Origin of the sequence: Amycolatopsis sp. WAC 01376 (assembly GCF_003947415.1) — a bacterium.
Classification (GTDB): Bacteria; Actinomycetota; Actinomycetes; order Mycobacteriales; family Pseudonocardiaceae; genus Amycolatopsis.
Map to the genome: position 1 here is coordinate 1,176,040 of NZ_QHKL01000001.1, position 23,163 is coordinate 1,199,202.

Here is a 23,163-nt window from a genome sequence, read left to right on the forward strand (position 1 = left end):
GCGAGCCGTGTGTAAGACTCTCGGCCGTGGCGTACCCCGGTGTTGATCAAGCGGCGAAACTCGAACTGGCGAGACTGGTCGGCGAACTCTCCGTCGTGCACGGCAAGGTGACCTTGTCCTCCGGCAAGGAAGCCGACTACTACATCGATCTCCGGCGGGCGACGCTGCATCACGCGGCCGCCCCGCTCATCGGGAAGCTGCTCCGCCAGCTCACGCACGACTGGGACTACGTCGCCGCCGGCGGCCTGACCCTCGGCGCGGACCCGGTGGCGCTGGCCATGCTGCACTCCGCGGCCACCGACGGCGTCGTGCTCGACGCGTTCGTCGTCCGCAAGGGCGCCAAGGCGCACGGCATGCAGCGACGGATCGAAGGCGTCGAGGTGCTCGGGCAGCGCGTGCTGGCCGTCGAGGACACCTCGACCACCGGCGGCAGCGTGCTCACCGCCGACGAGGCGCTGCGCGAGGCCGGAGCGAACGTGGTCGGCGTCGCGACCGTCGTCGACAGGGACACCGGAGCGCGCGAGGCCATCGAGAAGGAAGGCCTCGAATACCGTTACATTCTGAACAAGGACGACCTCGGTCTGTCCTGACGCCTGCGGTGAACCCGCGTCCGCGATCGACGTCGACAGGGCGCTGCTCGGACATTCCCCGTCCCGACGGCGGATCAGGCGCCCTGCCACCGCGATAGCGGGGCCTTCGGCCGGGGCGGGTTCACGCGTTAGGTCGCGTTTCGGGCCCATCTTCAGCTCCGCCCACTGTCGCTGAGTAAAGCGTCCCGAACGGGGCATCCTCCGTGGATGAGGAGGATGCCCCGTTTTTTCGTGAGCGTTTCTCAATACGAGAGGGGTAACGTCCCAGGTAGGGGTGTGAAAGGGGGCTTGAGGTGGCGGGTTTCCTGGCGAACGTGACAGTCGCGGTGCACATTTTCGCGCTGTTGTTCATCGGATTCGGTGGTTTTCTCGCGTGGCGGTGGCCGAAGGTGATCTTCGTGCATGTGTTCTTCGCCGCATGGGGGGTCCTCGTCAACGTCTTCCCGTGGCCTTGCCCGTTGACGGCGGCCGAGAACTACTTCCGGCACCAGCAGGGTCTCGGCGACCTGCCCGGCGGCTTCAACGCCTACTACCTGTACGACACCGTGTTCCCGCGCTCGTCGCTGCCGATCGTCGTCGTGATCGCGATGGCGACGGTGATCATCTCCTACGTCGGCACGGTCCAGCGCTGGCGGCACCGTCACCACGACGGGGAAGCACCGGCGCACCGCGTCAGCATGGGCTGAGTGACAATCACCGAGTGACTGAGGAAGAAGCCGGTCCCACCGAATGGGTGGCGAAGGAAGAGATCGGCGTCGGTCCGTGGGAGGGCGAGTGGCCCTCGGACGAGCGCTATGACCCGGAACTCCTGGCGAACGGCGACCGGCGCAACGTCGTCGACCCGTACCGCTACTGGCGGCGCGAGGCCATCGTGTCCGATGTGGACAGCCGTCGGCACCCGTTCCACGTGGCGATCGAGAACTTCCAGCACGACCACAACATCGGCACCGTGGTCCGGACGGCGAACGCGTTCGCCGCGGCCGCGGTGCACATCGTCGGGCGGCGGCGCTGGAACCGGCGCGGCGCCATGGTGACCGACCGCTACCAGCACCTTCTCCACCATGAGGACGTCAACGGGCTGCTGACCTTCGCCGCGACGGAGGGGCTCGCCGTGGTCGCCGTCGACAACACTCCCGGCTCGCAGCCCGTCGAGACCGCCGAACTGCCGCGTGACTGCGTCCTGCTGTTCGGCCAGGAAGGGCCGGGTCTGTCGGCCGAGGCGCAGAAGACGGCTGCGCTGGTCGTCTCGATCGCGCAGTTCGGCACGACCCGCTCGATCAACGCCGGCGTCGCCGCCGGGATCGTCATGCACGCCTGGGTCCGGCAGCACGCCGACCTCACCCAAGCCTGGTGACCTCCCGCATTTCGTCCTCTGAATGCGATCCTTGCGTGTGCAAGTATCGCATTCAGAGGACGAAATGCGGCTAGACGGGGGCGACCTCGACCGGGATGCCGTTGAGCACGGCGGTTCCGGACGGGACGTCGAGCAGGGTCTCGTCGGCGACCAGGTTCGAATTGACCCCGGCGTGCGCGGCCGCGACCCGCGTGCGCGTGCCGTCGGCGTCGTGACCCCAGCCGTGCGGCATGCTCACCACGCCGGGCCGGACGTCGGCCGTGACCTCCACCGGGACTTCCAGCTTCCCCGCCCGCGACGTCACCGACGCGAGCCCGCCGTCGGTCAGCCCGAGCCGGGAGGCGTCGTCCGGGTGAACCTGGACGGTGCACCGGTTCCCGCCGCGGACCAGCGGTGTCAGGTTGTGCATCCACGAGTTGTTCGAGCTCAGGTGCCGCCGTCCGATCAGCAGCAGACCGCCGTCCGGTGCCTTGTCCAGCTCCGCTCGCAGCCGCGGGACATCCTTCGTGATCGCGTCCGGGGCCAGCTCCACCTTCCCGCTGGCGGTGGTGAGCACCTCCGGCAACCGCGGCTTCAGCGCGCCGAGGTCGATGCCGTGCGGGGCGGCTTCGAGGTCCGCCAGTTTCAGCCCGTACGGTCCGCCGCGCAGCATCAGGTCGACCATCCGCGCCGGTCCCGTGCGGCCTTCGGCGAGCGACAGGTCGACGCCGGTGCGCCGCGCCGTTTCGCCGGCGACCATCGTGTCGAAGGCGACGACGTCGACGTCCGGGCCCTGGCCGGCGGCGATCCCGGCCATCCGCAGCAGGGTCGCCCACTCCTGCGGCAGGTCCGTTTCGAGCGGCTGCGGAGTCCAGTTCGCGACGTTGCGCACGGCGAGCGCGTACAGCGCGACGTCGTAATGCGGCCGCTCCAGCGGTGACGGGCCGGGCAGGATGACGTCGGCGTGCCGCGTGGTCTCGTTGAGGTACACGTCGAGCGACACCATGAAGTCCAGCTGTCGCAACGCTTCCGTGAGCCGCGCGGAGTTGGGCGTGCTCAGCGCCGGGTTGCCGCTGATGGTCACCAGCGCCCGCACCCTGCCCTCGCCGGGGGTCTCGATCTCGTCCGCGAGCGTGGCCACCGGCAGTTCGCCGAGCACCTCGGGATACCCGCGCACCCGGCTCGTCCAGCGGCCGCTGGTGAACGGCGAGGACCGGCGCGGCCGCCAGAGCGCGGGCAGCGGGAACATCACGCCGCCTTCGCGATCGAGGTTGCCGGTGAGCGTGTTGACGACGTCGACCAGCCAGCTCGCGATGGTGCCGAACGACTGCGTCGTGGTCCCCATCCGGCCGTACACCGCGGCGCGCTCGGCGTCCGCGAGTTCGAGTGCGATGCGGCGGATCTCGGCGGCGTCGATCCCGGTCGCGGGCGCGACCGCCTCCGGGGTGAACGGCTCCGCGAGCACGCGAACCTCGTCGACGCCGTTGACGTGCTCTCCCGGATCGACCCGATTCTCCGCGAACAGGACGTTGACCAGCGCGAACAGGAACAACGCGTCGGTGCCGGGCCGGATCGCGTGGTGTTCGTCGGCGAGCTGGGCGGTCCGGGTGCGGCGCGGATCGAGGACGACGATCTTGCCGCCGCGCTTCTGGATCCCGCGCAGCCTGCCCCTGGTGTCGGCTGCGGTCATCAGGCTTCCGTTGGACACCAACGGGTTCGCGCCCAGGATGAGCAGGTGTCCGGTGCGGTCGAGGTCGGCGACGGGAATGGTCTGCGGGTCGCCGAAGAGGTAGCCGGAGGAGAAGTGCTTCGGCATCTGGTCGACCGTGGTCGCGGTGTAGAAGTTCTTGGTGCCCAAGGCTTTGAAGAACACGCGGCCGTAGAGCACCAGCGCCGCGTTGTGCACCGTCGGGTTGCCGGAGTACACCGCGACGGCGTTCTTGCCGTACTCGTCGGTGATCGGCCGGAGCCGCCGGTCGATCTCGGCGAAGGCTTCGTCCCAGGTGACTTCGACGAACTTGCCGTCGCGTTTCACCAGTGGTGCCGTGAGCCTGTCCGGGTCGTGGTGCAGCGCGCCGAGCGAAGCGCCCTTCGGGCAGATGTAGCCCTTCGAGAAGACGTCCTCGCGGTCACCCTGTACACGGGTGACCAGGCTCTTCTCATCGATCGTCACCTCCAGCCCGCAGGTGGCTTCGCAGAGCGGGCAGGTCACGTGCGCCGTGGTCATGAAGCACCTCGCGGGTTCGGGAGTCTCCCCAACATACTGAGCGGTATGTCAGCGGGCAAGGGATGATGGCGCGATGACTGCTCTCGCCGACCGGGCCGCGGCCGCCGAGCGCGCGATCCGCGACCGGCATCTGCACGGTGTCTGGGGACTGCCCGGCACCGTGCTGGGCCGCAGCGGCTGGCCGCCCTCGATGGGCCAGCGCGTCCACTGGCACTGGAACTACTGGTGGCAGGCGCATCTGCTGGACACCCTCGTCGACGCGCAGTTGCGGGACCCTTCACCGGATCGGTTGAAGCTGATCGACCGGTTCGTGCTGTCCATGCGGTTGCGCAACTTCGGCAAGTGGATCAACGACTACTACGACGACATCGCCTGGCTCGGCCTCGCGCTGCAACGCGCCGGGCAGCTCGGGCTGGACGTCCGCGGCGGGCTGGAGGCGATCAGCTCACGGCTGCGCGAAGGCTGGACCGACGACGCGGGCGGCGGAATCTGGTGGCGCGTCGGCGACGATTTCAAGAACGCCCCCGCGAACGGCCCGGCCGCGATCTTCCACGCCCGCGAAGGCGCCACGCAGCACGCTCGTGGTTTGACCGATTGGATGACCGAGCGGCTCGTCGATCCGGAGAGCGGGCTGGTGTGGGACGGCCTGCGCGTCGGCAGCGGCGAGCTGGTCAAGCATATTTTCACGTACTGCCAAGGGGTTTATCTCGGTGCTTGCCTCGAACTGTCCGAACTGGACAGGGTGGAGCGCACGATCCGCGCGGTCGCGGAACACGTCGCGCCGAACGGGGTGATCCGGGGGCAGGAAGGCGGTGACGGCGGCCTGTTCGGCGGGATCCTGGCCCGGTACCTGGCGCTCGCTGCGCCGCTGTCGTCGAGCGGGATCGCCCGCGACCTGGTCATCCGGTCGGCTGAGGCCTGCTGGTCCGGCGCCGCCGAGACGCCGCACGGGCCGCTCTTCAGCGCCGACTGGGCGACTCCGGCGCCTTCGCTGCCCCTCGCGGGTGATGCCCCGGAACGTGACCTGTCCGTTCAGGTGAGCGCGTGGATGCTCCTGGAGGCCGCGGCCACTCTGGATCACCGCGTTTAGTCCTCTGAATGCGGGTCAGAGCGACTACGGCGGGGGTCGTGAGTGGTAAGTAGCGTTCTATTGAGGAGTAAGGCAAAGGTGGCGTGATGGTCTGGGTGACAGGAGCGAGCTTGCCGAAGAGGGTCGGCGCGGTCCTGAGCATCCACAAAGGACACTTCCTCGACCTAAAGTGACCGATTTGGGAACTTTGCGTATCTTCTCGCGGAGGTCGTGAGTGGCAAGTGGGGTTCTAACGACACTTGCCACTCACGACCCCATCGTGAAACCGCGCACATTGCCCAATTCGGGCGCCAGTATCTCGGGGAGTGTCCCTTATGGACGGTCGGAAGCCGCGGTACCGCATTTAGAGGACTAAATGCGGGTTACCAGACGTCGCCCGCACGCCAGTCGCAGGTGATCTCCCCGTCCAGATCGAGGGTGACGCCCACCGGCAGCACGTGGATCGACCCGTCTTCCTCCTTCGTCGGCTCCACGCCCGAAGGCGTCATGGCCGACGAAGTCCCGCGCCACAGCAGCCACCCGCGCGACGCGTAGAACTCCAGAGCCTCCTCGGACGCCGAGAGTGCCCCGAGGTCGTAAGCCTTCCGCAGGACCCGCTCCAGCGCGTCCATCATCGCGGCGCCGTGCCCGCGCCGCCGGTGATCCGACCGGACGGCGACCGCCTCGACATAACCCGTGCGGAGGACCCGCCCGTCGTGCACGAGCCGCCGCTGGACCAGTGACGCGTGCCCGACGAGTTCGCCGCTCTCCCACACCAGCGTGTGCATGCCGCCGAGGGCGTTCTCCCAGTCGTGGTCGCTGAAATCGCCGTCGAAAGCGTCGTCCAGCAGAGCGCGTGCCGCGGTCAGCACATCTGCTCCGAGGTCGGCGGTGTGCACGGTCCACAGGTCGGTCATTCCGCCATCATCACCCGGCGGCGGGCTTCTGACCAGCGGGTTGTGATTCAGCAGCCGCACGAATGACGGTGTATGAAGCGCGGTGCGAGCCGTACGGATTCGGGTCGTCGCTCAGGGTCGGTGATCCGGGCCAGTAGGAGTTCGACGGCCTTGCGCCCGATCTCCTCGATCGGCTGCGCCATCGTGGTGACCGCCGGGGTCACCTGTCCCGCCCACTCCATGTCGCCGTAGCCGACGATCGCGAGGTCGCGCCCGATCCGGATGCCGAGCCGGTGCGCCTCGTACTGGACGCCGATCATCATCGCCTCGCTCGCCACCACGAGCGCGGTCGGCGACGGCCAGCTGTCCAGCAGTTTCGAGGTCGCGGCGGCCGCCCCGCCCGGGGTCGACTGCCCGCACGCGACCAGCTGCGACGTCCACCGGAGGCCGGAGCGGCCGAGGCCGAGCCGGTAGCCAAGCGCCCGCTCCTCGTAGGTGGTCATGTCCTCTTCGCCCGAGATGAAGCCGATCTTGCGGTGCCGCAGCCCGGCGAGGTGCCGCACGAGCGCGCACACGGCCTGGATGTTCTCGGAGCCGACCTGGTCGACGTCGTTGCGGCCGGCCATCCGGTCGACGAGCACGGTCGGCACGCCCATCCGGACCAGTCCGTTGATCACCGCTTCGTCGCCTGCCGCCGGGACGAGCAGCACACCGTCGACGCGGTCCGCCCGCAGCGCACGGATGACCGCGGCTTCTTCGGCGACGCTGTCGCCGGTGTCGGCGAGGGTGATTTCGCAGCCGTGACGGCGTGCGGCGCGGCGGATGGCGCGGACGAGTTCACCCGAATACGGGTTCGCGTGCATCGCCATGGCCACCCCGAACCGGTGGGTGACAGGGGTGTCCTCCCACAGGGGTAACGCCGGGGACAATGCGGTCATCGCTCCACGCCTTCATCCGAGCCTGAATGACGGTAACGGCTGACGGAGCGTCGCTCGGCGGCGAGACCGGAAAGTCTCCCAACAATCATCAATGTGAGTGAACGAGAGCGCATCCGCAGGACGCGCGATGGCGGAGCGTAGGCGGAATACGCATCGTCTGGGCCTTGCGTGCCGGATCGTTGATCCGGGCCAGCAGGAGGCGCACCGCCTGTGTGCCGATCTCCTCGATCGGCTGAGCCATCGTGGTCAGCGGCGGATCCACCAGATCGGCCCATTCGACGTCGTCGTAGACCACGACCGGCAGGTCGACGCCCGCCCGCAGCCCGCGGCGCCGCAACTCGTGCAGCACGCCGACCATCATGGTGTCGTTGGCGACCACCAGCGCGGTCGGCGGCTCGGGCAGCGCGAGCAGCGTGCTCAGCGCGAGGGCCCCGCCTGCCTGCGAGGACTGCCCGCACGCGACCAGGTCCTCCGACCAGGTCAAACCCGAACGGCCGAGCCCCAAGCGATAGCCGAGGATCCGCTCTTCGCTGGTGCTCAGCCCGGCCGTGCCGCTGATCATGCCGATCCGCTGATGCCCGAGCGACGCCAGATGCGCCGTCAGCGCGGACGTCGACTGGATGTTCTCGGCGCCGACCTGGTCGACGTCGGTGCGGGTGGAGAGGCGGTCGATGAGCACGGTCGGGACGTCGAGCGAGACGAGTTCGCCGATCACCGAACCGTCGCCGGGCGACGGCGTGATCAGCAGCCCGTCGACCCGGCGCGAACGCAGGGTCCGCACGGTCTCACGTTCGGTGTCGACGGTGTCGTGCGTGTCCGCGAGCAAGACCGTGTACCCGGCCAGTGCGGCTTCGCGTTCAATCGCCTGGATCAAGACGGCGAAGTACGGGTTCGCGACCAGGGAGATCGCGACGCCGATCGACCTCGTCCCGCCGGTCACCAGCGAGCGGGCGATGGCGTCACCGGTGTAGCCGGTCTGCTCGATCGCGCGGAGGACGGCCAGCTTGGTCTCTTCGGCCACCGCCCTTGTCCCGTTGACCACGTGGGAAACGGTGGTGATCGAGACTCCCGCCAGCTCGGCGATGTCGCGTTGGGTGGGACGGGACGAGCGAGACGGCGGCATTACCAATCCTCGTGAAGTGCTCTGTCGAAAGAGTCTGGGGCAAGCGTTTGCGCAAACGCTTGCGAGTGAGCATAACCCTGTCTACCTTCCGGTCCATCACGGACAGCCTTGAATCGGAGGGCATCCCCCATGAGACAGCGCAGTCTCTTAGCGCTCGCCATGGTCGCCGCACTCGCGGTGACCTCGGCCGGGTGCACCGTCGAACGCCACTGGGGTGGCGGTTCGAACGCGGGCGGCGGTGGCAAGGCCAAGGTCGGCCTGGTCACCAAGACCGACACCAATCCCTACTTCGTGGAACTGAGAGCGTCCGCCAAGGCCGCCGCCGAGGCGAACGGCGCGGAGTTCAGCGCGCTCGCCGGCCAGTTCGACGGTGACAACGACGGCCAGGTACGGGCCATCGAGAACCTCATGCAGCAGGGTGCGAACGCCATCCTGATCACGCCGAGTTCCTCGACCGGTGTCCTCGACGCCATCGACCGCGCCCGCAAGGCCGGGGTACTGGTCATCGCGCTCGACACGGCGACCGAACCGGACACCGCCGTCGACGCCACCTTCGCCACGGACAACTTCGAGGCCGGACGCAGGCAAGGCGCCTACGTCAAGGCCGTGCTGGCGGGCAAGCCGCCGAAGCTGTTCATGGTGGACGGCACCGCCGGGTCCACAGTGGACACTCAGCGGCACACCGGGTTCCTCAAGGGCATCGGGCTGACCGACGCGTCGCCGGAGATCAAGGGCAAGACGCCCGCGAACGGCGACCAGAGCCTCGCGCAGCAGGGGGTCGAGAACCTGCTGCAGCGCACCACCGACATCAACGCCGTCTACACGATGAACGAGCCGATGGGCCGCGGCACCTACGCCGCGCTCCAGGCCCGCGGCCTGGTGAACCAGATCGTGATGGGCTCGATCGACGGCGGCTGCGAAGGCGTCAAGAACGTGCGCGACGGCCAGTACGCCGCCACGGTCATGCAGTTCCCCAAGAAGATGGCCGAGCAGGGCGTCCTCGCCGCCGTCGAATACGCCAAGACCGGCAAGAAGCCGAGCGGGTTCGTCGACACCGGATCCGCGGTGATCACCGACAAGCCGATCCCCGGCGTGGAAAGCCAGGACACCAAGTGGGGCCTCGAGAACTGCTGGGGGACGAAATGACCACGGCAACCCTCAAAGGGAACGAACGGCCGTCGATCGGTGAGTTCTTCCTGCGCGCACCGGCCGTCGGGCCCGCGCTGGCCCTGCTCGTCGCGATCGTGGTGTTCTCCCTCTCGACGGACACCTTCCTCGACCTCGACAACCTTTCCCTTGTGGTGCAACAGTCCCTGGTGGTCGGCACGCTCGCGCTCGGGCAGACGCTGATCATCCTGACCGCGGGCATCGACCTGGCCAACGCGGCCGCGATGGTGCTCGCGACGCTGATCATGGCGAAGCTCGTGGTCGGCGGCGTCTCCGGGATCTGGGCGCTGCTGCTGGGAATCGTGGCGACGGTGGTGATCGGGATGGTCACCGGTTCACTGGTCACCCGGATCAAACTGCCGCCGTTCATCGTCACGCTCGGCCTGCTGACGGTGCTCACCGCGGCCGCGAAACTGTTCGCCGACGGCCAGGCCGTCCCGGTCGCGGACGAACTGCTCAAATGGCTCGGCACCCGCCGGTACCTGTTCGGCGGCATCCCGATCACCTACGGCATGACGCTCGCTTTGCTGATGTACCTTGGCCTTTGGTACGCGCTCACGCGGACGCCGTGGGGCAAGCACGTCTACGCGGTCGGCAACGCGCCGGAATCCGCGCGGCTGTCCGGCATCAAGGTCAACCGCACGATCCTTTCGGTGTACATCGTCGCCGGGGTGATCGTCGGGATCGCCGCCTGGCAGGCGCTCGGCCGCGTGCCGAACGCCGACCCGAACGCCTTCCAGCTCGGCAACCTCGACTCCATCACCGCGGTGGTGCTCGGCGGCGCGAGCCTGTTCGGCGGCCGGGGTTCCGTACTCGGCACGATGATGGGCGCGCTGGTCGTCGCGGTCCTGCGGTCCGGGCTGACCCAGCTCGGGGTGGACGCGCTCTACCAGGACGTCGCCACCGGTGCCCTGCTCATCGGCGCTGTCTGCGTCGACCGTTTCGCGAGGAGGCGGCAGTCATGACGACACCCACGTTGTCGGCGCGGGGCCTGGTCAAACGCTACGGCCGGGTCACCGCCATCGACGGTGCCGACTTCGAACTGTTCCCCGGCGAGGTGCTCGCCGTCGTCGGCGACAACGGCGCCGGGAAGTCGAGCCTCATCAAAGCCCTTTCGGGAGCGGTGATCCCGGATTCCGGTGAGATCAAAGTGGACGGTGAGACCGTCCACTTCAAGTCCCCTTTGGACGCTCGCCACTACGGAATCGAGACGGTGTACCAGGATCTCGCCGTCGCGCCCGCGCTCGACATCGCGTCGAACATGTTCCTCGGCCGCGAAAAACGGCGCAAGGACCTCTTCGGGAGAGTGTTTCGCAAACTGGATAGCGCCGCGATGCGGGCCGACGCGCAGCGGATCCTCGACGAACTCGGCATCAACATCAAGTCCATCACGCAGCCGGTGGAGACGTTGTCCGGCGGACAACGCCAAGGTGTCGCGGTCGCGAGGGCGGCCGCGTTCGGCACCAAGGCGGTGATCATGGACGAGCCGACCGCCGCGCTCGGCGTCGCCGAATCCGGCAAGGTGCTCGACCTGATCAACCGGATCCGCGAACGCGGCCTGCCGGTGGTCCTGATCAGCCACAACATGCCGCATGTGTTCGACATCGCCGACCGCATCCACGTGCACCGCCTCGGCAAACGGGTCGCGGTCGTCTCACCGAAGACGCACACCATGAACCAGGTCGTCGGCCTGCTCACGGGTGCGCTGAAGATCGGCGAGAACGGCGAGGTCGAAGAGGTCGCTTCGGCCGTCCACACGGGTCTGAGCTGATGGCATCTCAGCGGGAAAAAGTACTTCGATGCTAGTGAAGGTACTGCTGGCGGGCCTGTGCACCGTCGACCAGGTTCAGCGCGTCGCCGAGATCCCGGCGCCGGGCGAGAAGGTGCGTTCGCTGTCGATGGACGTCGCCGCCGGGGGGCCGGCGACGAACGCGGCGGTGACCGTGGCCGCGCTCGGCGCCGGGGCGACGCTCCTGACGGTCGCCGGTGCGCATCCGCTGGCGGCACTCGCCCGTGCCGACCTCGAAGCGCACGGTGTCGACCTTGTCGACCTCGATCCCGAACGCCCCGATCCGCCCGCGATCAGCGCCATCGTCGTACGGGATTCCGACGGCGAACGCACCGTCGTCTCGCGCAACGCCCACGCCTCTATGCATTTCGTCCTCTCGATGCGGTCCTTGCACGCGCAACTACCGCATTCAGAGGACGAAATGCCCGGGTGCGTGCTCCTCGACGGGCACCATCCGGAGGTGGCGCTGGAGGTCGCGCGCTGGGCCAGGGAGCGGAAGGTGCCGGTGGTGCTCGACGCCGGGAGCTGGAAGCCGGTCTTCCCCGAACTCCTGCCGCTGGTCGACATCGCCGCCTGCTCCTCGCTGTACCGCGGGGACGATCCGCGCGAACACGGCGTGCCGGTGGTCATCACGACCGCGGGCCCCGATCCGGTGCGCTGGTCGACGGCGGACGGATCCGGTGCGGTCCCCGTCCCGGTCACCCGGGCGCGTGACACGCTGGGTGCGGGCGACGTGTGGCACGGGGCTTTCGCGTACGCGGTCGCCAGGGACCGAGGGGACGTCCCGGGCTGGATCGAGTTCGCCAACGAGGTGGCCGCCGAACGGGTGCGGCATGAAGGACCGAGGTCGTGGACGGCCGCGGTCGCGAAGAAAGGACTGCCATGACAGCCATGCCTCCGGTGTTCGAGGACCTGTTGAGCAGGGCTCAGACGCTGGCGAAGCCGGGACAGCGCAGTGTGCTCGGCATCGTCGGCGCCCCCGCGTCCGGCAAGACGACGCTGGCCTGGGGCCTGGCGAAGGCGCTGGGCACGAGGGCCGCGGTGGTCGGGATGGACGGCTTCCACCTGGCGCAGGTGGAACTGCAACGGCTCGGGCGGGCGGAGCGCAAGGGCGCGCCGGACACCTTCGACGCCGCCGGGTACGTGCACCTGCTGCGCAGGCTCGCCGAAGGCCGCGAGACGGTCTACGCGCCCGAATTCCGCCGGGAGATCGAGGAGCCGATCGCCGGTGCCGTCGCGGTCACGCCGGACGTCCCGCTGGTCATCACCGAGGGGAACTACCTGCTCATGCAGGACGACCCGTGGAGCGGCGTGAAGCCGATCCTCGCCGAGTCGTGGTTCCTCGCGCCCGACGAGCCCGAGCGCATCGAGCGGCTCGTCTCACGGCACCGTCGCTACGGCCGTTCGCTGGTCGACGCGCGTCGCCGCGCGCTCGGTTCGGACCAGCGCAACGCCGATTTGATCGCCTCCACCAGCAGCCGGGCCGACCTGGTCCTCGAGAACCTGCCGCTGGTTAACTTCGCCATATGACAGGCGTTCTCATCGTCACCGGCGGCAGCAAAGGCATCGGCGCGGCGGTCTGTGAACTGGCCGCCGCGCGCGGTTACGACGTCGTCGTCAACTACGCGGGTGACGCCGAAGCGGCCGAAGACGTCGCTTCGCGCGCTCGGAAGCACGGCGTCCGGGCGATCACCCAGCGCGGCGACGTGGCGTCCGAGGATGACGTGGTGGCCCTGTTCGACGCCGCCGTCGAGCTCGGCCCCGTCGCCGGGGTGGTCGCGAACGCGGCCATCACCGGCAACACCCCCGGCCGCTTCGACGAATACGACGTCGACGTCGTCCGTCGCGTCGTCGATGTCAACATCACGGGTGTCTTCCTGTGCGTCCGCGAGGGCATCCGCCGGATGTCCACCCGGTACGGCGGCGAGGGCGGCGCGATCGTGACGCTGTCCTCCACCGCCGCGCGGACCGGTTCGCCAGGGGAATGGGTCCATTACGCGGGCACCAAGGCCGCGGTCGAAACGATGACCTATGGCGTCGCGCAAGAAGTGGCGAAAGAATCCATCCGGGTCAATGCCGTCGCGCCGGGCATGATCCACACCGGACTGCACGCCGCGGCGGGAATGCCCGATCGCATGGAGCGGATCGCGCCGACCATTCCGATGGGACGCGCGGGCGAACCCGGCGAAGTCGCGGAAGCCGTGCTGTGGCTGCTTTCCCCGGCCGCGTCGTACACCACCGGGACGGTGCTGACCGTCGGTGGAGGACGTTGACACGCGGGACCACGGAGCGGTCACGAGGTGATATCGGGTCCGCGTGCGGTTCAGCCACTTTTTAACACTTTTTCCCGGCGGATATCACGATTCATGTGGGAAGTCGGCGGATCACCTCGTCGCCACAGGCGCCTGTGTCACCCTGGTGGCGCCCCCAAGCTCTTGATCAGGACGGTCATCCCCGATGTCCAAGCTCATGTCTGTGCACCACCTGGCACTCACCGTGACCGATGTGGATCGGAGCGTGCCCTGGTACGCCCGTGTGCTCGAACTCGAAGAGTTCACACGTCGCGAAGACCCCGAAACGGGTCTTCGGAAGGTCGTGCTCAGGTCGCCGAGCGAGGGTTTCGCGGTCGTGCTCGTCGAGCACCAGGACACCGAGCGGCCGCGATTCGACGAACGCCGGACAGGTCTGGACCACGTGGCGTTCAAGGTCTCTTCGCGATCGGAACTGGCCGAATGGGAAGCGCGGCTCTCCGAATACGGCGTCTTCTACACGCCTTCGAAGGGATCGCGGACCCTGGAAGGCTCGTCGGTCATCGTGTTCCGTGACCCGGACGGGATCCAGCTGGAGATCTGGGCCGATCCCGAGGTCTAGGCAGTGCTCTCTTCGGTCTCTTCGGCGGGCCGCCGCATCTCCTGGCGGTAGCGGATCACGCCGTAGGCCGTGCCCACCACGAAGAACGCGATGCTGATCCACAGTGCCGCCGTCTTGACCCACGGCAGCTGGTCGAGCAGGCCGGCGCCGTAGTAGCCGAGCAGCACCAGCGTCGGCACCCAGAGCAGCCCGCCCAGCGCCGTCGCGAGCGCGAACCGGCGCGGATCCATCCGCGCGGTCCCCGCGATGAGCGGCGCCAGCGTGCGGATCCACGGGATCCAGCGCGCGGCCACGATGGCGAAGAAACCCCTGCGATCCAGGAACGTTCTGGCGCGGTCGAGATTGTGCCGGTTCAGCACCTTGCCGCCGCGGCGCGCGATCAGTTTCGTGCCTGTCGTACGGCCGATGTAATACCCCACCTGGTTGCCGAGGATCGCGACGAGCAGCGCGGCGGCCGACAGCAGCCATGCGTTCAGGTCCGAGCCGTGCTGCGCGAGGACGACCCCGGCCGCGAACAGCAGGGAGTCTCCTGGCAGGAACAGCCCGATGATCAGCGCGCACTCCACGAAGATGAAGCTCAGCACGATCACCCAGACGAGCACCGGCCCGGCGGTGTCGAGCCAGCTGACGCCGATGCCCGCGGCCTCGGTGTACACCTCAGTCACGACGCGAGCCTACGTGTACTTCGAGAACCGCACGCGGCCGAACCATGGAATGGGGGTGTCAACGGTCCGGTCACCTGCTCGGGATGCGGCATGAACGGTCCGTTCTTCGCGGTCGGCGAGGTGGTGGTTCCGCCGTTGTTGATCTTTGTTGGCCGGGCTGGGGAGGATCGGCTCCACACCGGCGGCCGCCCCGCCCACGCAATGAAAGGTCCTTTCCTTGCAAAATTTGCAAGGAAAGGACCTTTCATGGCACTCCGGACTAGTGCTCGACGAGCTCGTCGAGCGCCTGGTCGTAGCTCAGCCGGACGTCGTGTTCGGCCTGGTCACCGCCCAGCAGTTCCACCCGGCTGGTCGCGGGCGGGTAGCCGCTCGCGATCACCGTGTAGGTCCCGGCGGGCAGGTCGCTGACCGTGTAGTTGCCCTCCGCGTCGGTCCTCGCCACGGCGGCGACGCCGCCCGAGGAGTCGAGCACGGTGATCCGCGCGTCCGGCACCACCCGGTCGCCGTCGGTGCGGGCGACCCCGCTCAGCAGGATCGTGCTGACCAGTTCGAAGTCATGGCGCAGCACCCCGGCCCCGGTTGCGGTCAGCGTCGCCGCGATCGGCCGGAACCAGCGGCCGCTGGCGACGAGCGTGTACCGCCCGCCCACGATGCCGGCGAACGAGTAGACGCCGTTCTCGTTCGTGTGCGTCCTGGCCACCTGATTGCCGTTGTGGTCGATCAGGGTCAGCGCCGCACCCGCGACGTTCGTGGCGTCGTCCCGGCGGACATGCCCGCTGATCTGCGCGGACCCGGCCCGGTATGCCCCGTTCCCGTTGGTCATCGCGTGCTTGCCCGGTTCGACGGGCGCGGTCACGGCCGTCTTCTCGGAGGCCGTTTCGACAGGAGCGTCGTCCTCCTCAAGGAGAGCTTCGCCGCCTTCGAGAGCCGAAGCCGCCGAAGGAGCCGAGCCGCCGAGCAGCGGGATCTCCTTCATGAACATCAGGACCAGCGTCGCCAGCAGCGCGACCGCGCCCGCCACGTAGAACACCGTGGTGATCGACTCGGTGAAGCCGATCAGCACCGGGGTCTTGATGGCCTCGGGCAGGTTCGCGATACCGCTCGTGTTCGTGGTGATGTCACCCAGCGCCGCGGCGCCTTCACCGGTCGGCGCGTTGCCGCCGAACGCCTTGGTGATGTTGCCCGGCAGGACGTTGAACAGGATCGTCAGGAACACCGCGACACCCGCGGTACCACCGATCTGGCGGAAGAACGTCGCCGAAGCGGTCGAGACGCCCATGTCGCTGCGCGGGCCCGCGTTCTGCACCGCGATGATCAGCGTCTGCATGCAGGAGCCGAGGCCGAGACCGATGATCGCGGCCGCGACCAGCGGGTGCCACAGCGCGCTGTTGTACTCGACCTGCGCGAAGAAGAACGCGCCGCCCGCGATCAGCAGCGTGCCGATGACCGGGAACACCTTGTAGCGACCGGTCTTGCTGGTGATCTGGCCCGAGATGATCGAAGCGCTCATGATGCCCGCCATCAGCGGGATCATCAGCAGCCCCGACACGGTCGGCGAGTAACCCTGAACGACCTGCATGTACTGCGGGATCATCATGATCGCGCCGAACATCGCGACACCGACGATGATGCCGCCGACGATCGCGACCGTGAAGGTCGAGTTCTTGAACAGCCGCAACGGGATCAGCGCCGCGTCCTTCATCAGCCTTTCGATGAAGATGAAGGCGACCACGCCGATGGCGCCGATGACGTAGCAGATGATCGCGTTCTGCGAGCCCCAGCCCCACTTGTTGCCCTGCTCGGCGACGATCAGGAACGGCACCACGGCGACGACGAGCGCGAGCCCGCCCCACCAGTCGATCTTGTGGTCGTGGCGCTGGTGCGGCACGTTGAGCACGCGGGCGACGACGAACAGCGCGACGATCGCGATCGGCACGTTGATCAGGAACACCCAGCGCCAGCCGGCGATGTCGTAGCCGAAGACGGTGCCGAGCTTGTCGAAGTCGGCGAAGAACCCGCCGAGCACCGGGCCGAGCACGGTGGAGATACCGAACACGGCGAGGAAGTAACCCTGGTAGCGGGCACGTTCCCGGGGCGGCACGATGTCGCCCATGATCGTCATCGCCAGCGACATCAGACCGCCGGCGCCGAGGCCCTGGATCGCGCGGAACGCGGCCAGTTCGTACATCGACGTCGCGAACGCCGAGGCGATCGAGCCGATGAGGAAGATCGAGATCGCCGCGATGTAGAACGGCTTGCGCCCGTAGATGTCGGACAGCTTGCCGTAGATCGGCGTGACGATCGTCGAGGTGATCAGGTAGGCCGTGGTGATCCAGGCCTGCAGGTCGAACCCGTTGAGGTCATTCGCGATGCGGACGATCGAGGTGCCCACGATCGTCTGGTCGAGCGCCGCCAGGAACATGCCCGACATCAGGCCGATCAGGATCGTGACGATCTGACGGTGACTGAGCCGGGGTCCGTCTTCTTCGACGGCTGGTGGACTTTCTACGGTGGAACTCATTGCTTCAGGCCCCCTTGGCCTTCGACGCCGACGCGGGGTCGGCGAACTGTGGAGATGTTTTTTCGAGGTCGTCGTTCAGCCGGTGGAACAGCGAGTTGAGGGTTTTCCGGTCGTCGTCGGACCAGTCGCCGAGCACCTCGGCGAGCCACTGGTTCCGCTGCTTGCGGTTCTCCTCGAACACCCGATGCCCTTCGGCGGTCGGTGCGAGCAGGCAGGCGCGGCCGTCTTCGGGGTCGGCCAGGCGCTCGACCAGCCCGTGCTGGACGAGAGAGCTCGACTGCCTGCTGATGGTCGAGATCTCGGAGTGCAGGAACTCGGCGAGTTTGCTGGTCCGCTGGGGGCCGACGTGGATGAGGCAGAAGAGGATCGCGTACGCGGCCCGCTCGATGCCGTCCGGTCCCTGCTTGGACACCTGGGACTTGGCCCGGTTGACCAGGCGAACGAGCCGCACGAGCTCGTGCCCGAGGGTGTCGGCCAGGTCGAGGTCGGCCTTCGACCTGGTGCCGGGTGTCGTGGGTGTCATCGCCGTCTCTCTCGCCGGTTGCTTGGTCACTGCAACTAGTTGCCTAGAGCAAGGATGTTCCTCTCAGGAGAGCTTCGCAAGAAGAAAGTGACGTTGTGTGTCGGACAACACTTTAGTTGCCGCATGCAAGCACATTTATTCGTGCATGTTTGTCCGGTTCGCCCGTCTTGGGCCGCTGAGCTGCACTTTTGCTTTGATGGAGGGATGACCGACTCCGCGCTCTACGCGATCCTCGCCGACCGAAACTTCGGCACCCTCGCCACCATCAAGCGCGACGGCAGGCCGCAACTGTCGACCGTCAATTACCTCTACGACGGGGACGCCGGCGCGATCCTGATCTCGATCACCGCACCGCGCGCCAAGACGAAGAACCTGCAGCGCGACCCGCGGGCGACGTTCCACGTCTCGACCGAGAGTGGTGACGGCTACGTCGTCGTCGAGGGGCCTGCGGTGTTGACGCCGACCGCCGCTTCGCGCGACGACGCGACCGTGGACGCGCTGGTGGACCACTACCGGCGGGCCAGGGGCGAGCATCCGGACTGGGCCGAGTTCCGCGACGCCATGGTCGCCGACCAGCGCGTTCTGCTCACCATCCCGATCGAGCGCGTCTACGGCCTGCAGATGTAGGCCCCTCTGCGTTTAGTCCTCTGAATGCGGTAGTTGCACGCGCAAGGACCGCATTCAGAGGACTAAACGCGTCAGCGCTGGATGCGGGCCTTGATCTCGTCGATCCGGTCGAGGAGGGCGCTCGCGTCGTCCCGGCCGAGTGCCGCCCGCAGGTAGAGACCGTCGCCGACCAGGATGATCAGTTCGGCGGACAGCGGGTCGCCGACGTGCTCGCTGATCAGGTCGTGGATCTTCTGGTTGTAGACCTGGACGACCTCGGCGACCCGCGGCTCGTTGAGCATGATCCGGATCGTCGCCATGGTCGTGCGGTGCAGCGGCTTGCGCTGGGTCACGTCGGTGATGGCGGTGCGCAGGTACCAGGAAACGACGCCTTCCGGCGCCGTCCGTGCCTGTTCGAGGTCTGCGTCCGACAGGGTTGCGAGACGTTCCATCAGGCCTTCGACCAGGGCATCCTTCGAGCCGAAGTGGTAGAGCAGACCGCCCTTCGACACCCCGGCGCGGGCGGCGACGGCTTCCAGGGTGACCCCGCCGGGGCCCTGTTCGATGAGTATCTCCTCGTACGAGTCGAGGATGTGTTCCTTCGCCGAGGTCTTCGCCATATCAGTTGACTATACCGTCTGGACGGTTTACCTTCGATCAGGGCGGTAACTGTACCGTCCGGACGGTTTACCTAATTGAGGAGAGTGCGCCATGGCGGGGCGCAAGCAGTGGTCGGCGTTGGCGGTACTGGTGCTTCCGGTGCTGCTGATCAGCGTGGACATGACGGTGCTCGGGTTCGCGCTGCCGTTCCTGTCCGAGGATCTGGCGCCCACCGGTGCGGAGCAGTTGTGGATCGTCGACATCTATTCGTTCATGCTGGCGGGCCTGCTGGTCCTGATGGGCACGCTCGGTGACCGCATCGGCCGTCGCAAGCTGCTGCTCATGGGTGCCGCCGCGTTCGGTGCCGCGTCGGTGCTCGCGGCCTTCTCGACCAGCGCGTTCATGCTGATCATCGCGCGGGCGCTGCTCGGTGTGGGTGGCGCGACGCTGATGCCGTCGACGCTGTCGCTGATCCGCAGCATCTTCGTCGACGTCAAACAGCGCCGGACCGCGATCGCCGTCTGGAGTGCCGGGTTCTCCGGCGGGATGGCGCTCGGGCCGGTGCTCGGCGGCTGGCTGCTGGAGCACTTCTGGTGGGGTTCGGTCTTCCTCATCAACGTCCCGGTGATGGTGATCCTGCTGGTCGTCGGCCCGTTCCTGCTGCCGGAGGCGCGTGACCCGAAGCCGGGCCGCTTCGACCCGTTGTCGGCACTGCTGTCGCTGGCCGCGATGCTGCCGGTGGTCTACGGCATCAAGCTGGTCGCCGAACACGGCTTCACCTGGAAGGCCGCGGTCAGCGTGCTGATCGGGCTCGCGCTCGGTGTCGTGTTCGTCCGCAGGCAGAACAGCCTCGACGAGCCGATGCTCGACCTGAAGCTGTTCTCGAACCGGGCCTTCAGTGGTTCCGTGGTGACGAACATGCTCGGCGTCTTCGCCATGGTCGGACTGCTGTTCCTGGTGCCGCAGTACCTGCAGCTGGTGCTCGGGCTGACCCCGGTCGTCGCCGCGCTGTGGATGCTCCCGGCGACGGTCGCCGGTGTCGCCGGCGCGCTTCTCGCGGCCTGGCTCGCGAAGCGGATCCGGGTATCCGTGCTGGTCAGTGGCGGTCTCCTGGTCGCCGCGGTCGGATTCCTGGCGTTGACCCAGGTGTCGTCCGGCGGCGGGCTCGCGTACGTCGTGGTGTCGTTCACGCTGCTCGGCGGCGGTGTCGCCCTGTCGGAAACGCTGACGAACGACCTGGTCATCTCGGCCGCTCCGGCCGAACGGGCCGGGGCCGCGTCGGCGATCTCCGAAACCGGGTTCGAGCTGGGCGGCGCGCTCGGCACGGCCATCCTCGGCAGTGTCGCGACCGCGGTCTACCGGTCCGGTCTGCCGGAAGGGACGGCCGACGCCGCCCGGGACACCCTCGGTGGCGCCGTCGCCACCGCGCAGCAGCTCGACCCTGTCGCGGGACAGGCGCTCCTGGAATCGGCTCGCGAGGCCTTCACCCAAGGGGTGCACGTGACCGCATGGGCGGGTGTCGCCGTGCTCGTCTATACAGGTGTTCAGGCGTTCATCCTGCTCGATCGGAAAAAAATTTCCGCAGTGCGGACGTAATCGCGCCTACGATGAGGGCATGAACAACCATGCCCTGGTCACCCGGCTCCGCGAGCGTCTCGGCGACGCCGCGGTGCTCACCGACACCGACGTCACGGACGCCTACTCGCGCGACATGATGCCGCTGGCCGCCAGCGGCAAACCCCTCGCGGTGGTACTGCCGTCCGACACGGAGGGTGTGCAGGCCGTGGTGAAGGCGTGCGCGGAGTTCGAGGTGCCGATCGTGCCCCGCGGCGCCGGCAGTGGTCTGTCCGGCGCCGCGAACGCGATCGACGGCTGTGTCGTGCTGGTGCTGACCAAACTCGACCAGATCGTCGAGATCGACGAAGGCAACCGGCTCGCCGTCGTGCAGCCCGGCGTGGTGAACCTCGATTTCCGCAACGCGGTGGAGAAGCACGGCCTGTTCTATCCGCCGGATCCGTCCAGCTACGACTGGTGCACCATCGGCGGGAACCTGTCCACCAACGCCGGTGGGCTGTGCTGCGTGAAGTACGGCGTCACCACGGATTCCGTGCTGGGACTGGAAGTCGTGCTCGCCGACGGCTCACTGCTGAAGACCGGGCGCCGCACGGTGAAGGGTGTCGCGGGCTATGACCTCGCGCGGCTCTTCGTCGGCAGCGAGGGCACGCTCGGCGTGATCACCCAGGCGACCGTCGCGCTGAAACCGTTGCCGCAGTTGCCCGCGACCCTCGTCGCCGCCTTCAACAGCACGGAAGCCGCGGGCGAGGCCGTCGCGCGGGTGGTGCGCGAGGGGCTCGTGCCGTCGCTGCTGGAGATCATGGACGCCACGTCGATCAAGGCCGCCGAGGCGTATCTCAAGACCGACCTCGGCACGAGTTCGGACTGCAAAGCCTTGCTGCTCGCGCAATCCGACTCCGGCGGCGAGGTCGCGCGCCGGGAACTCGCCGCGCTGGAACAGATCTGCGTCGACTGCGGCGCGGATCTGGCCTACGCCACCGAGGACATCGAAGAGGGCAAGATGCTGCTGCAGGCGCGGCGGGTCGTGCTCACCGCGCTGGAGATGTACGGCGTCTGGCTGACCGACGACGTCTGCGTGCCGCGCACGCGCATCGCCGAACTGATCGCCGGCTGCGAGCGGATCAGCGAAGAAGTCGGCTTGCGGATCGCCGTCGTCGGCCACGCGGGTGACGGCAACATGCACCCGACGATCGTTTACGCGCAGGATTCCGAGGAGGAGTTCGCCCGCGCGCGGACGGCCTTCGACGCGATCCTCGACGTCAGCCTGTCGCTGGGCGGCACGGTCACCGGCGAGCACGGCATCGGCCGGATCAAACGCGAGTGGCTCGTCAAGGAGATCGGCGAAGTCGGCCTTCAGGTGCATCGCCAGATCAAGCGGGCTCTCGACCCGGGGAACCTCTTCAACCCCGGCTCGATGTTCTCCCTCTGAACGCCATGAACGGTCCGTTACTTGCAAAATTTGCAAGTAACGGACCGTTCATGGCACGCCGGAAGGGTCAGTCGCGGATGCGCGGGATCTGCTGCGTGATGTCCTCGGCGGCCTCGGCGACGAGGCCGGTCGCGGTGTCCGCGTGCTTCTTCTCGCGGCGGGCCTTGAGGTACTCGATCACGATCGGCACCACGGACACCAGCACGATCAGGATGAAGATCGCGTCGACGTTGTCGCGGATGAACGCGACGCCGCCGAGCAGGTGGCCGAGCGCGGTGATCCCGGCGGCCCACAGGATGCCGCCGATGACGGTGTAGGTGAAGTACTTCTTCGGGTCCATCTTGCCGATGCCGGCGATCCAGGTGATGAACGTCCGCACGAACGGCACGAACCGCGCCAGCACGACGGCCTTCGGCCCGTGCTTCTCGAGGAAGGCGTGGGTCTGGTCCACGTACTTCTGGTTGAAGAACTTCGAATCCGGCTTGCGGAACAGCCAGGGCCCGACCTTCCGGCCGAGGCCGTAGCCGACCGCGTTGCCGACCAGTGCGGCGACGGTGACCAGGACGCACACCAGCCACAGCGGCGCCTCGATCGAGCCGTTCGCGATGAACAGGCCGGCGGTGAACAGCAGTGAGTCACCGGGCAGCACCGGGAAGATGCTGCTCTCGACGAAGATGATCAGGCAGAGCACGGTGATGACCGGAACGGTCAGCCCGCTCAGCAGGTGCTGCGGGTCCAGCCACTCCGGCAGGAGGCCCATCGTCGTCACGTTGTTCTGCGCCAGGATCACACCAAAACGGTACAGGGTGACGCTGAGTGCTTTGACCCGACGGGAGAGGCGGCTCAGATCAGCGTGAGCAGCCCGATCACGGAACCGGCGGCCAGCCCCAGCAGCACGGCGAGCAGCAGCACCCAGTACGCGGGCAGGGGCGGGCTGCTCGGCGAAGGCGCTGAAGGCGCCTGAGTCGTCATCGGACGCTCCGCCAGCCTGGCCGTTTCCGCGTCCTCAAGCGCGACGCGTTCCCGTTCGAGCGAGTCGGCTCCGGCACCGGAAAGCAGTCCGTATTGCGGGGGCAGTTCGTTCTTACCGGAAGGGACACTACTCTCCGTGTCCGTTTCGGCCGGTTTGTCCGTAGTCGATTCGGAGATGCGTTCCGCCGAAGGAGCGAAGACGGCCTGTGCGCGCAAGGCGTCGGCCAGGAGTTTCTCCGGGTCCTTGGGCTCGCTCATCCGGTCTCCCT

At 67.8% G+C, this 23,163-nt stretch carries 24 protein-coding genes; 14 read left to right on the forward strand and 10 right to left on the reverse strand.

Translation table 11 applies throughout. From position 1 onward, the window contains the following. Positions 1 to 26: 26 nt before the first annotated feature. From pyrE to DMH03_RS05575, 3 genes are all read left to right on the forward strand, one after another. Positions 27 to 590, forward strand: coding sequence for an orotate phosphoribosyltransferase (pyrE, locus tag DMH03_RS05565; protein WP_125790870.1), 564 nt, complete (start codon positions 27 to 29; stop codon positions 588 to 590). A 293-nt stretch (positions 591 to 883) separates the two neighbouring features. Continuing rightward, a complete protein-coding gene (locus tag DMH03_RS05570) occupies positions 884 to 1,276 on the forward strand; it encodes a DUF2784 domain-containing protein (protein ID WP_125790871.1) in 393 nt (130 codons plus the stop codon). A gap of 14 nt (positions 1,277 to 1,290) precedes the next feature. Next, the gene (locus DMH03_RS05575) at positions 1,291 to 1,944 is read left to right on the forward strand and encodes a TrmH family RNA methyltransferase (protein ID WP_125790872.1); all 654 of its coding nucleotides are present in this window, start codon (positions 1,291 to 1,293) and stop codon (positions 1,942 to 1,944) included. 70 nt (positions 1,945 to 2,014) lie between these two features. Here DMH03_RS05575 and DMH03_RS05580 read toward each other — a convergent pair whose 3' ends face one another. Then, positions 2,015 to 4,150, reverse strand: a complete 2,136-nt coding sequence (locus DMH03_RS05580; RefSeq protein ID WP_125790873.1) for a molybdopterin oxidoreductase family protein — start codon at positions 4,148 to 4,150, stop codon at positions 2,015 to 2,017. A 73-nt stretch (positions 4,151 to 4,223) separates the two neighbouring features. Here DMH03_RS05580 and DMH03_RS05585 point away from each other — a divergent pair, with 73 nt between their 5' ends. After that, entirely contained in the window at positions 4,224 to 5,240 is a 1,017-nt protein-coding gene (locus DMH03_RS05585; RefSeq protein ID WP_125790874.1) for a glycoside hydrolase family 76 protein, read from the forward strand. A 362-nt stretch (positions 5,241 to 5,602) separates the two neighbouring features. On the opposite strand, the gene DMH03_RS05590 is transcribed toward DMH03_RS05585, so the two are convergent. The 3 genes from DMH03_RS05590 to DMH03_RS05600 form a co-directional block, all read right to left on the reverse strand. Beyond that, on the reverse strand, positions 5,603 to 6,136 hold the full coding sequence (locus tag DMH03_RS05590) for a GNAT family N-acetyltransferase (protein WP_125790875.1): 534 nt from the start codon (positions 6,134 to 6,136) through the stop codon (positions 5,603 to 5,605). 47 nt (positions 6,137 to 6,183) lie between these two features. After that, positions 6,184 to 7,053, reverse strand: a complete 870-nt coding sequence (locus DMH03_RS05595) for a LacI family DNA-binding transcriptional regulator (RefSeq protein WP_199748680.1) — start codon at positions 7,051 to 7,053, stop codon at positions 6,184 to 6,186. Positions 7,054 to 7,141: 88 nt separating this feature from the next. Next, entirely contained in the window at positions 7,142 to 8,176 is a 1,035-nt protein-coding gene (locus DMH03_RS05600; protein WP_125790876.1) for a LacI family DNA-binding transcriptional regulator, read from the reverse strand. Between the two features lie 129 nt (positions 8,177 to 8,305). On the opposite strand from DMH03_RS05600, the gene DMH03_RS05605 reads away from it, so the two are divergent. The 7 genes from DMH03_RS05605 (at position 8,306) to DMH03_RS05635 (ending at position 14,003) form a co-directional block, all read left to right on the forward strand. Beyond that, complete coding sequence (locus DMH03_RS05605; RefSeq protein ID WP_125790877.1) at positions 8,306 to 9,322, forward strand: substrate-binding domain-containing protein; 1,017 nt, start codon at positions 8,306 to 8,308, stop codon at positions 9,320 to 9,322. Further along, entirely contained in the window at positions 9,319 to 10,308 is a 990-nt protein-coding gene (locus DMH03_RS05610) for an ABC transporter permease (protein WP_125790878.1), read from the forward strand. Before DMH03_RS05605 ends, DMH03_RS05610 begins: the two co-directional genes overlap by 4 nt. After that, positions 10,305 to 11,114 carry an ATP-binding cassette domain-containing protein gene (locus tag DMH03_RS05615; RefSeq protein ID WP_125790879.1) on the forward strand — a complete coding sequence of 270 codons (810 nt, stop codon included), beginning with the start codon at positions 10,305 to 10,307 and terminating at the stop codon, positions 11,112 to 11,114. The genes DMH03_RS05610 and DMH03_RS05615 overlap by 4 nt, the downstream gene beginning before the upstream one ends. 28 nt (positions 11,115 to 11,142) lie before the next feature. After that, positions 11,143 to 12,018 (forward strand): PfkB family carbohydrate kinase, encoded by an 876-nt coding sequence (locus DMH03_RS05620; protein WP_125790880.1) that lies wholly within the window; start codon positions 11,143 to 11,145, stop codon positions 12,016 to 12,018. Continuing rightward, positions 12,015 to 12,662, forward strand: a complete 648-nt coding sequence (locus DMH03_RS05625) for a nucleoside/nucleotide kinase family protein (protein ID WP_125784801.1) — start codon at positions 12,015 to 12,017, stop codon at positions 12,660 to 12,662. The genes DMH03_RS05620 and DMH03_RS05625 overlap by 4 nt, the downstream gene beginning before the upstream one ends. After that, the gene (locus tag DMH03_RS05630) at positions 12,659 to 13,405 is read left to right on the forward strand and encodes an SDR family oxidoreductase (RefSeq protein WP_125790881.1); all 747 of its coding nucleotides are present in this window, start codon (positions 12,659 to 12,661) and stop codon (positions 13,403 to 13,405) included. The genes DMH03_RS05625 and DMH03_RS05630 overlap by 4 nt, the downstream gene beginning before the upstream one ends. A 184-nt stretch (positions 13,406 to 13,589) precedes the next feature. Next, positions 13,590 to 14,003, forward strand: coding sequence for a VOC family protein (locus DMH03_RS05635; protein WP_125679557.1), 414 nt, complete (start codon positions 13,590 to 13,592; stop codon positions 14,001 to 14,003). Here the strand turns inward: DMH03_RS05635 and DMH03_RS05640 are convergent. From DMH03_RS05640 to DMH03_RS05650, 3 genes are all read right to left on the reverse strand, one after another. Further along, positions 14,000 to 14,668: a DedA family protein gene (locus DMH03_RS05640; protein ID WP_125790882.1), complete on the reverse strand. Its 669-nt coding sequence runs from the start codon at positions 14,666 to 14,668 to the stop codon at positions 14,000 to 14,002. The two genes, DMH03_RS05635 and DMH03_RS05640, sit on opposite strands and share 4 nt — an antisense overlap. A 259-nt stretch (positions 14,669 to 14,927) precedes the next feature. After that, complete coding sequence (locus DMH03_RS05645; RefSeq protein WP_125790883.1) at positions 14,928 to 17,189, reverse strand: MFS transporter; 2,262 nt, start codon at positions 17,187 to 17,189, stop codon at positions 14,928 to 14,930. A 4-nt stretch (positions 17,190 to 17,193) separates the two neighbouring features. Next, positions 17,194 to 17,712, reverse strand: a complete 519-nt coding sequence (locus tag DMH03_RS05650; protein ID WP_125784806.1) for a MarR family winged helix-turn-helix transcriptional regulator — start codon at positions 17,710 to 17,712, stop codon at positions 17,194 to 17,196. A 204-nt stretch (positions 17,713 to 17,916) separates the two neighbouring features. Here DMH03_RS05650 and DMH03_RS05655 point away from each other — a divergent pair, with 204 nt between their 5' ends. Then, a complete protein-coding gene (locus DMH03_RS05655; protein WP_125790884.1) occupies positions 17,917 to 18,339 on the forward strand; it encodes a PPOX class F420-dependent oxidoreductase in 423 nt (140 codons plus the stop codon). Positions 18,340 to 18,410: 71 nt separating this feature from the next. Here DMH03_RS05655 and DMH03_RS05660 read toward each other — a convergent pair whose 3' ends face one another. Next, positions 18,411 to 18,938, reverse strand: coding sequence for a TetR/AcrR family transcriptional regulator (locus DMH03_RS05660; protein WP_125790885.1), 528 nt, complete (start codon positions 18,936 to 18,938; stop codon positions 18,411 to 18,413). A gap of 91 nt (positions 18,939 to 19,029) precedes the next feature. Here DMH03_RS05660 and DMH03_RS05665 point away from each other — a divergent pair, with 91 nt between their 5' ends. Next, entirely contained in the window at positions 19,030 to 20,514 is a 1,485-nt protein-coding gene (locus DMH03_RS05665) for an MFS transporter (RefSeq protein ID WP_125790886.1), read from the forward strand. Between the two features lie 19 nt (positions 20,515 to 20,533). Then, positions 20,534 to 21,922 carry an FAD-binding oxidoreductase gene (locus DMH03_RS05670; RefSeq protein WP_125790887.1) on the forward strand — a complete coding sequence of 463 codons (1,389 nt, stop codon included), beginning with the start codon at positions 20,534 to 20,536 and terminating at the stop codon, positions 21,920 to 21,922. Positions 21,923 to 21,989: 67 nt separating this feature from the next. Here DMH03_RS05670 and DMH03_RS05675 read toward each other — a convergent pair whose 3' ends face one another. Together DMH03_RS05675 and DMH03_RS05680 are read right to left on the reverse strand one after the other, a co-directional pair. Next, positions 21,990 to 22,712, reverse strand: coding sequence for a DedA family protein (locus DMH03_RS05675; protein ID WP_125790888.1), 723 nt, complete (start codon positions 22,710 to 22,712; stop codon positions 21,990 to 21,992). Positions 22,713 to 22,765: 53 nt separating this feature from the next. Beyond that, positions 22,766 to 23,152 (reverse strand): hypothetical protein, encoded by a 387-nt coding sequence (locus tag DMH03_RS05680; RefSeq protein ID WP_125790889.1) that lies wholly within the window; start codon positions 23,150 to 23,152, stop codon positions 22,766 to 22,768. Positions 23,153 to 23,163 lie beyond the last annotated feature (11 nt).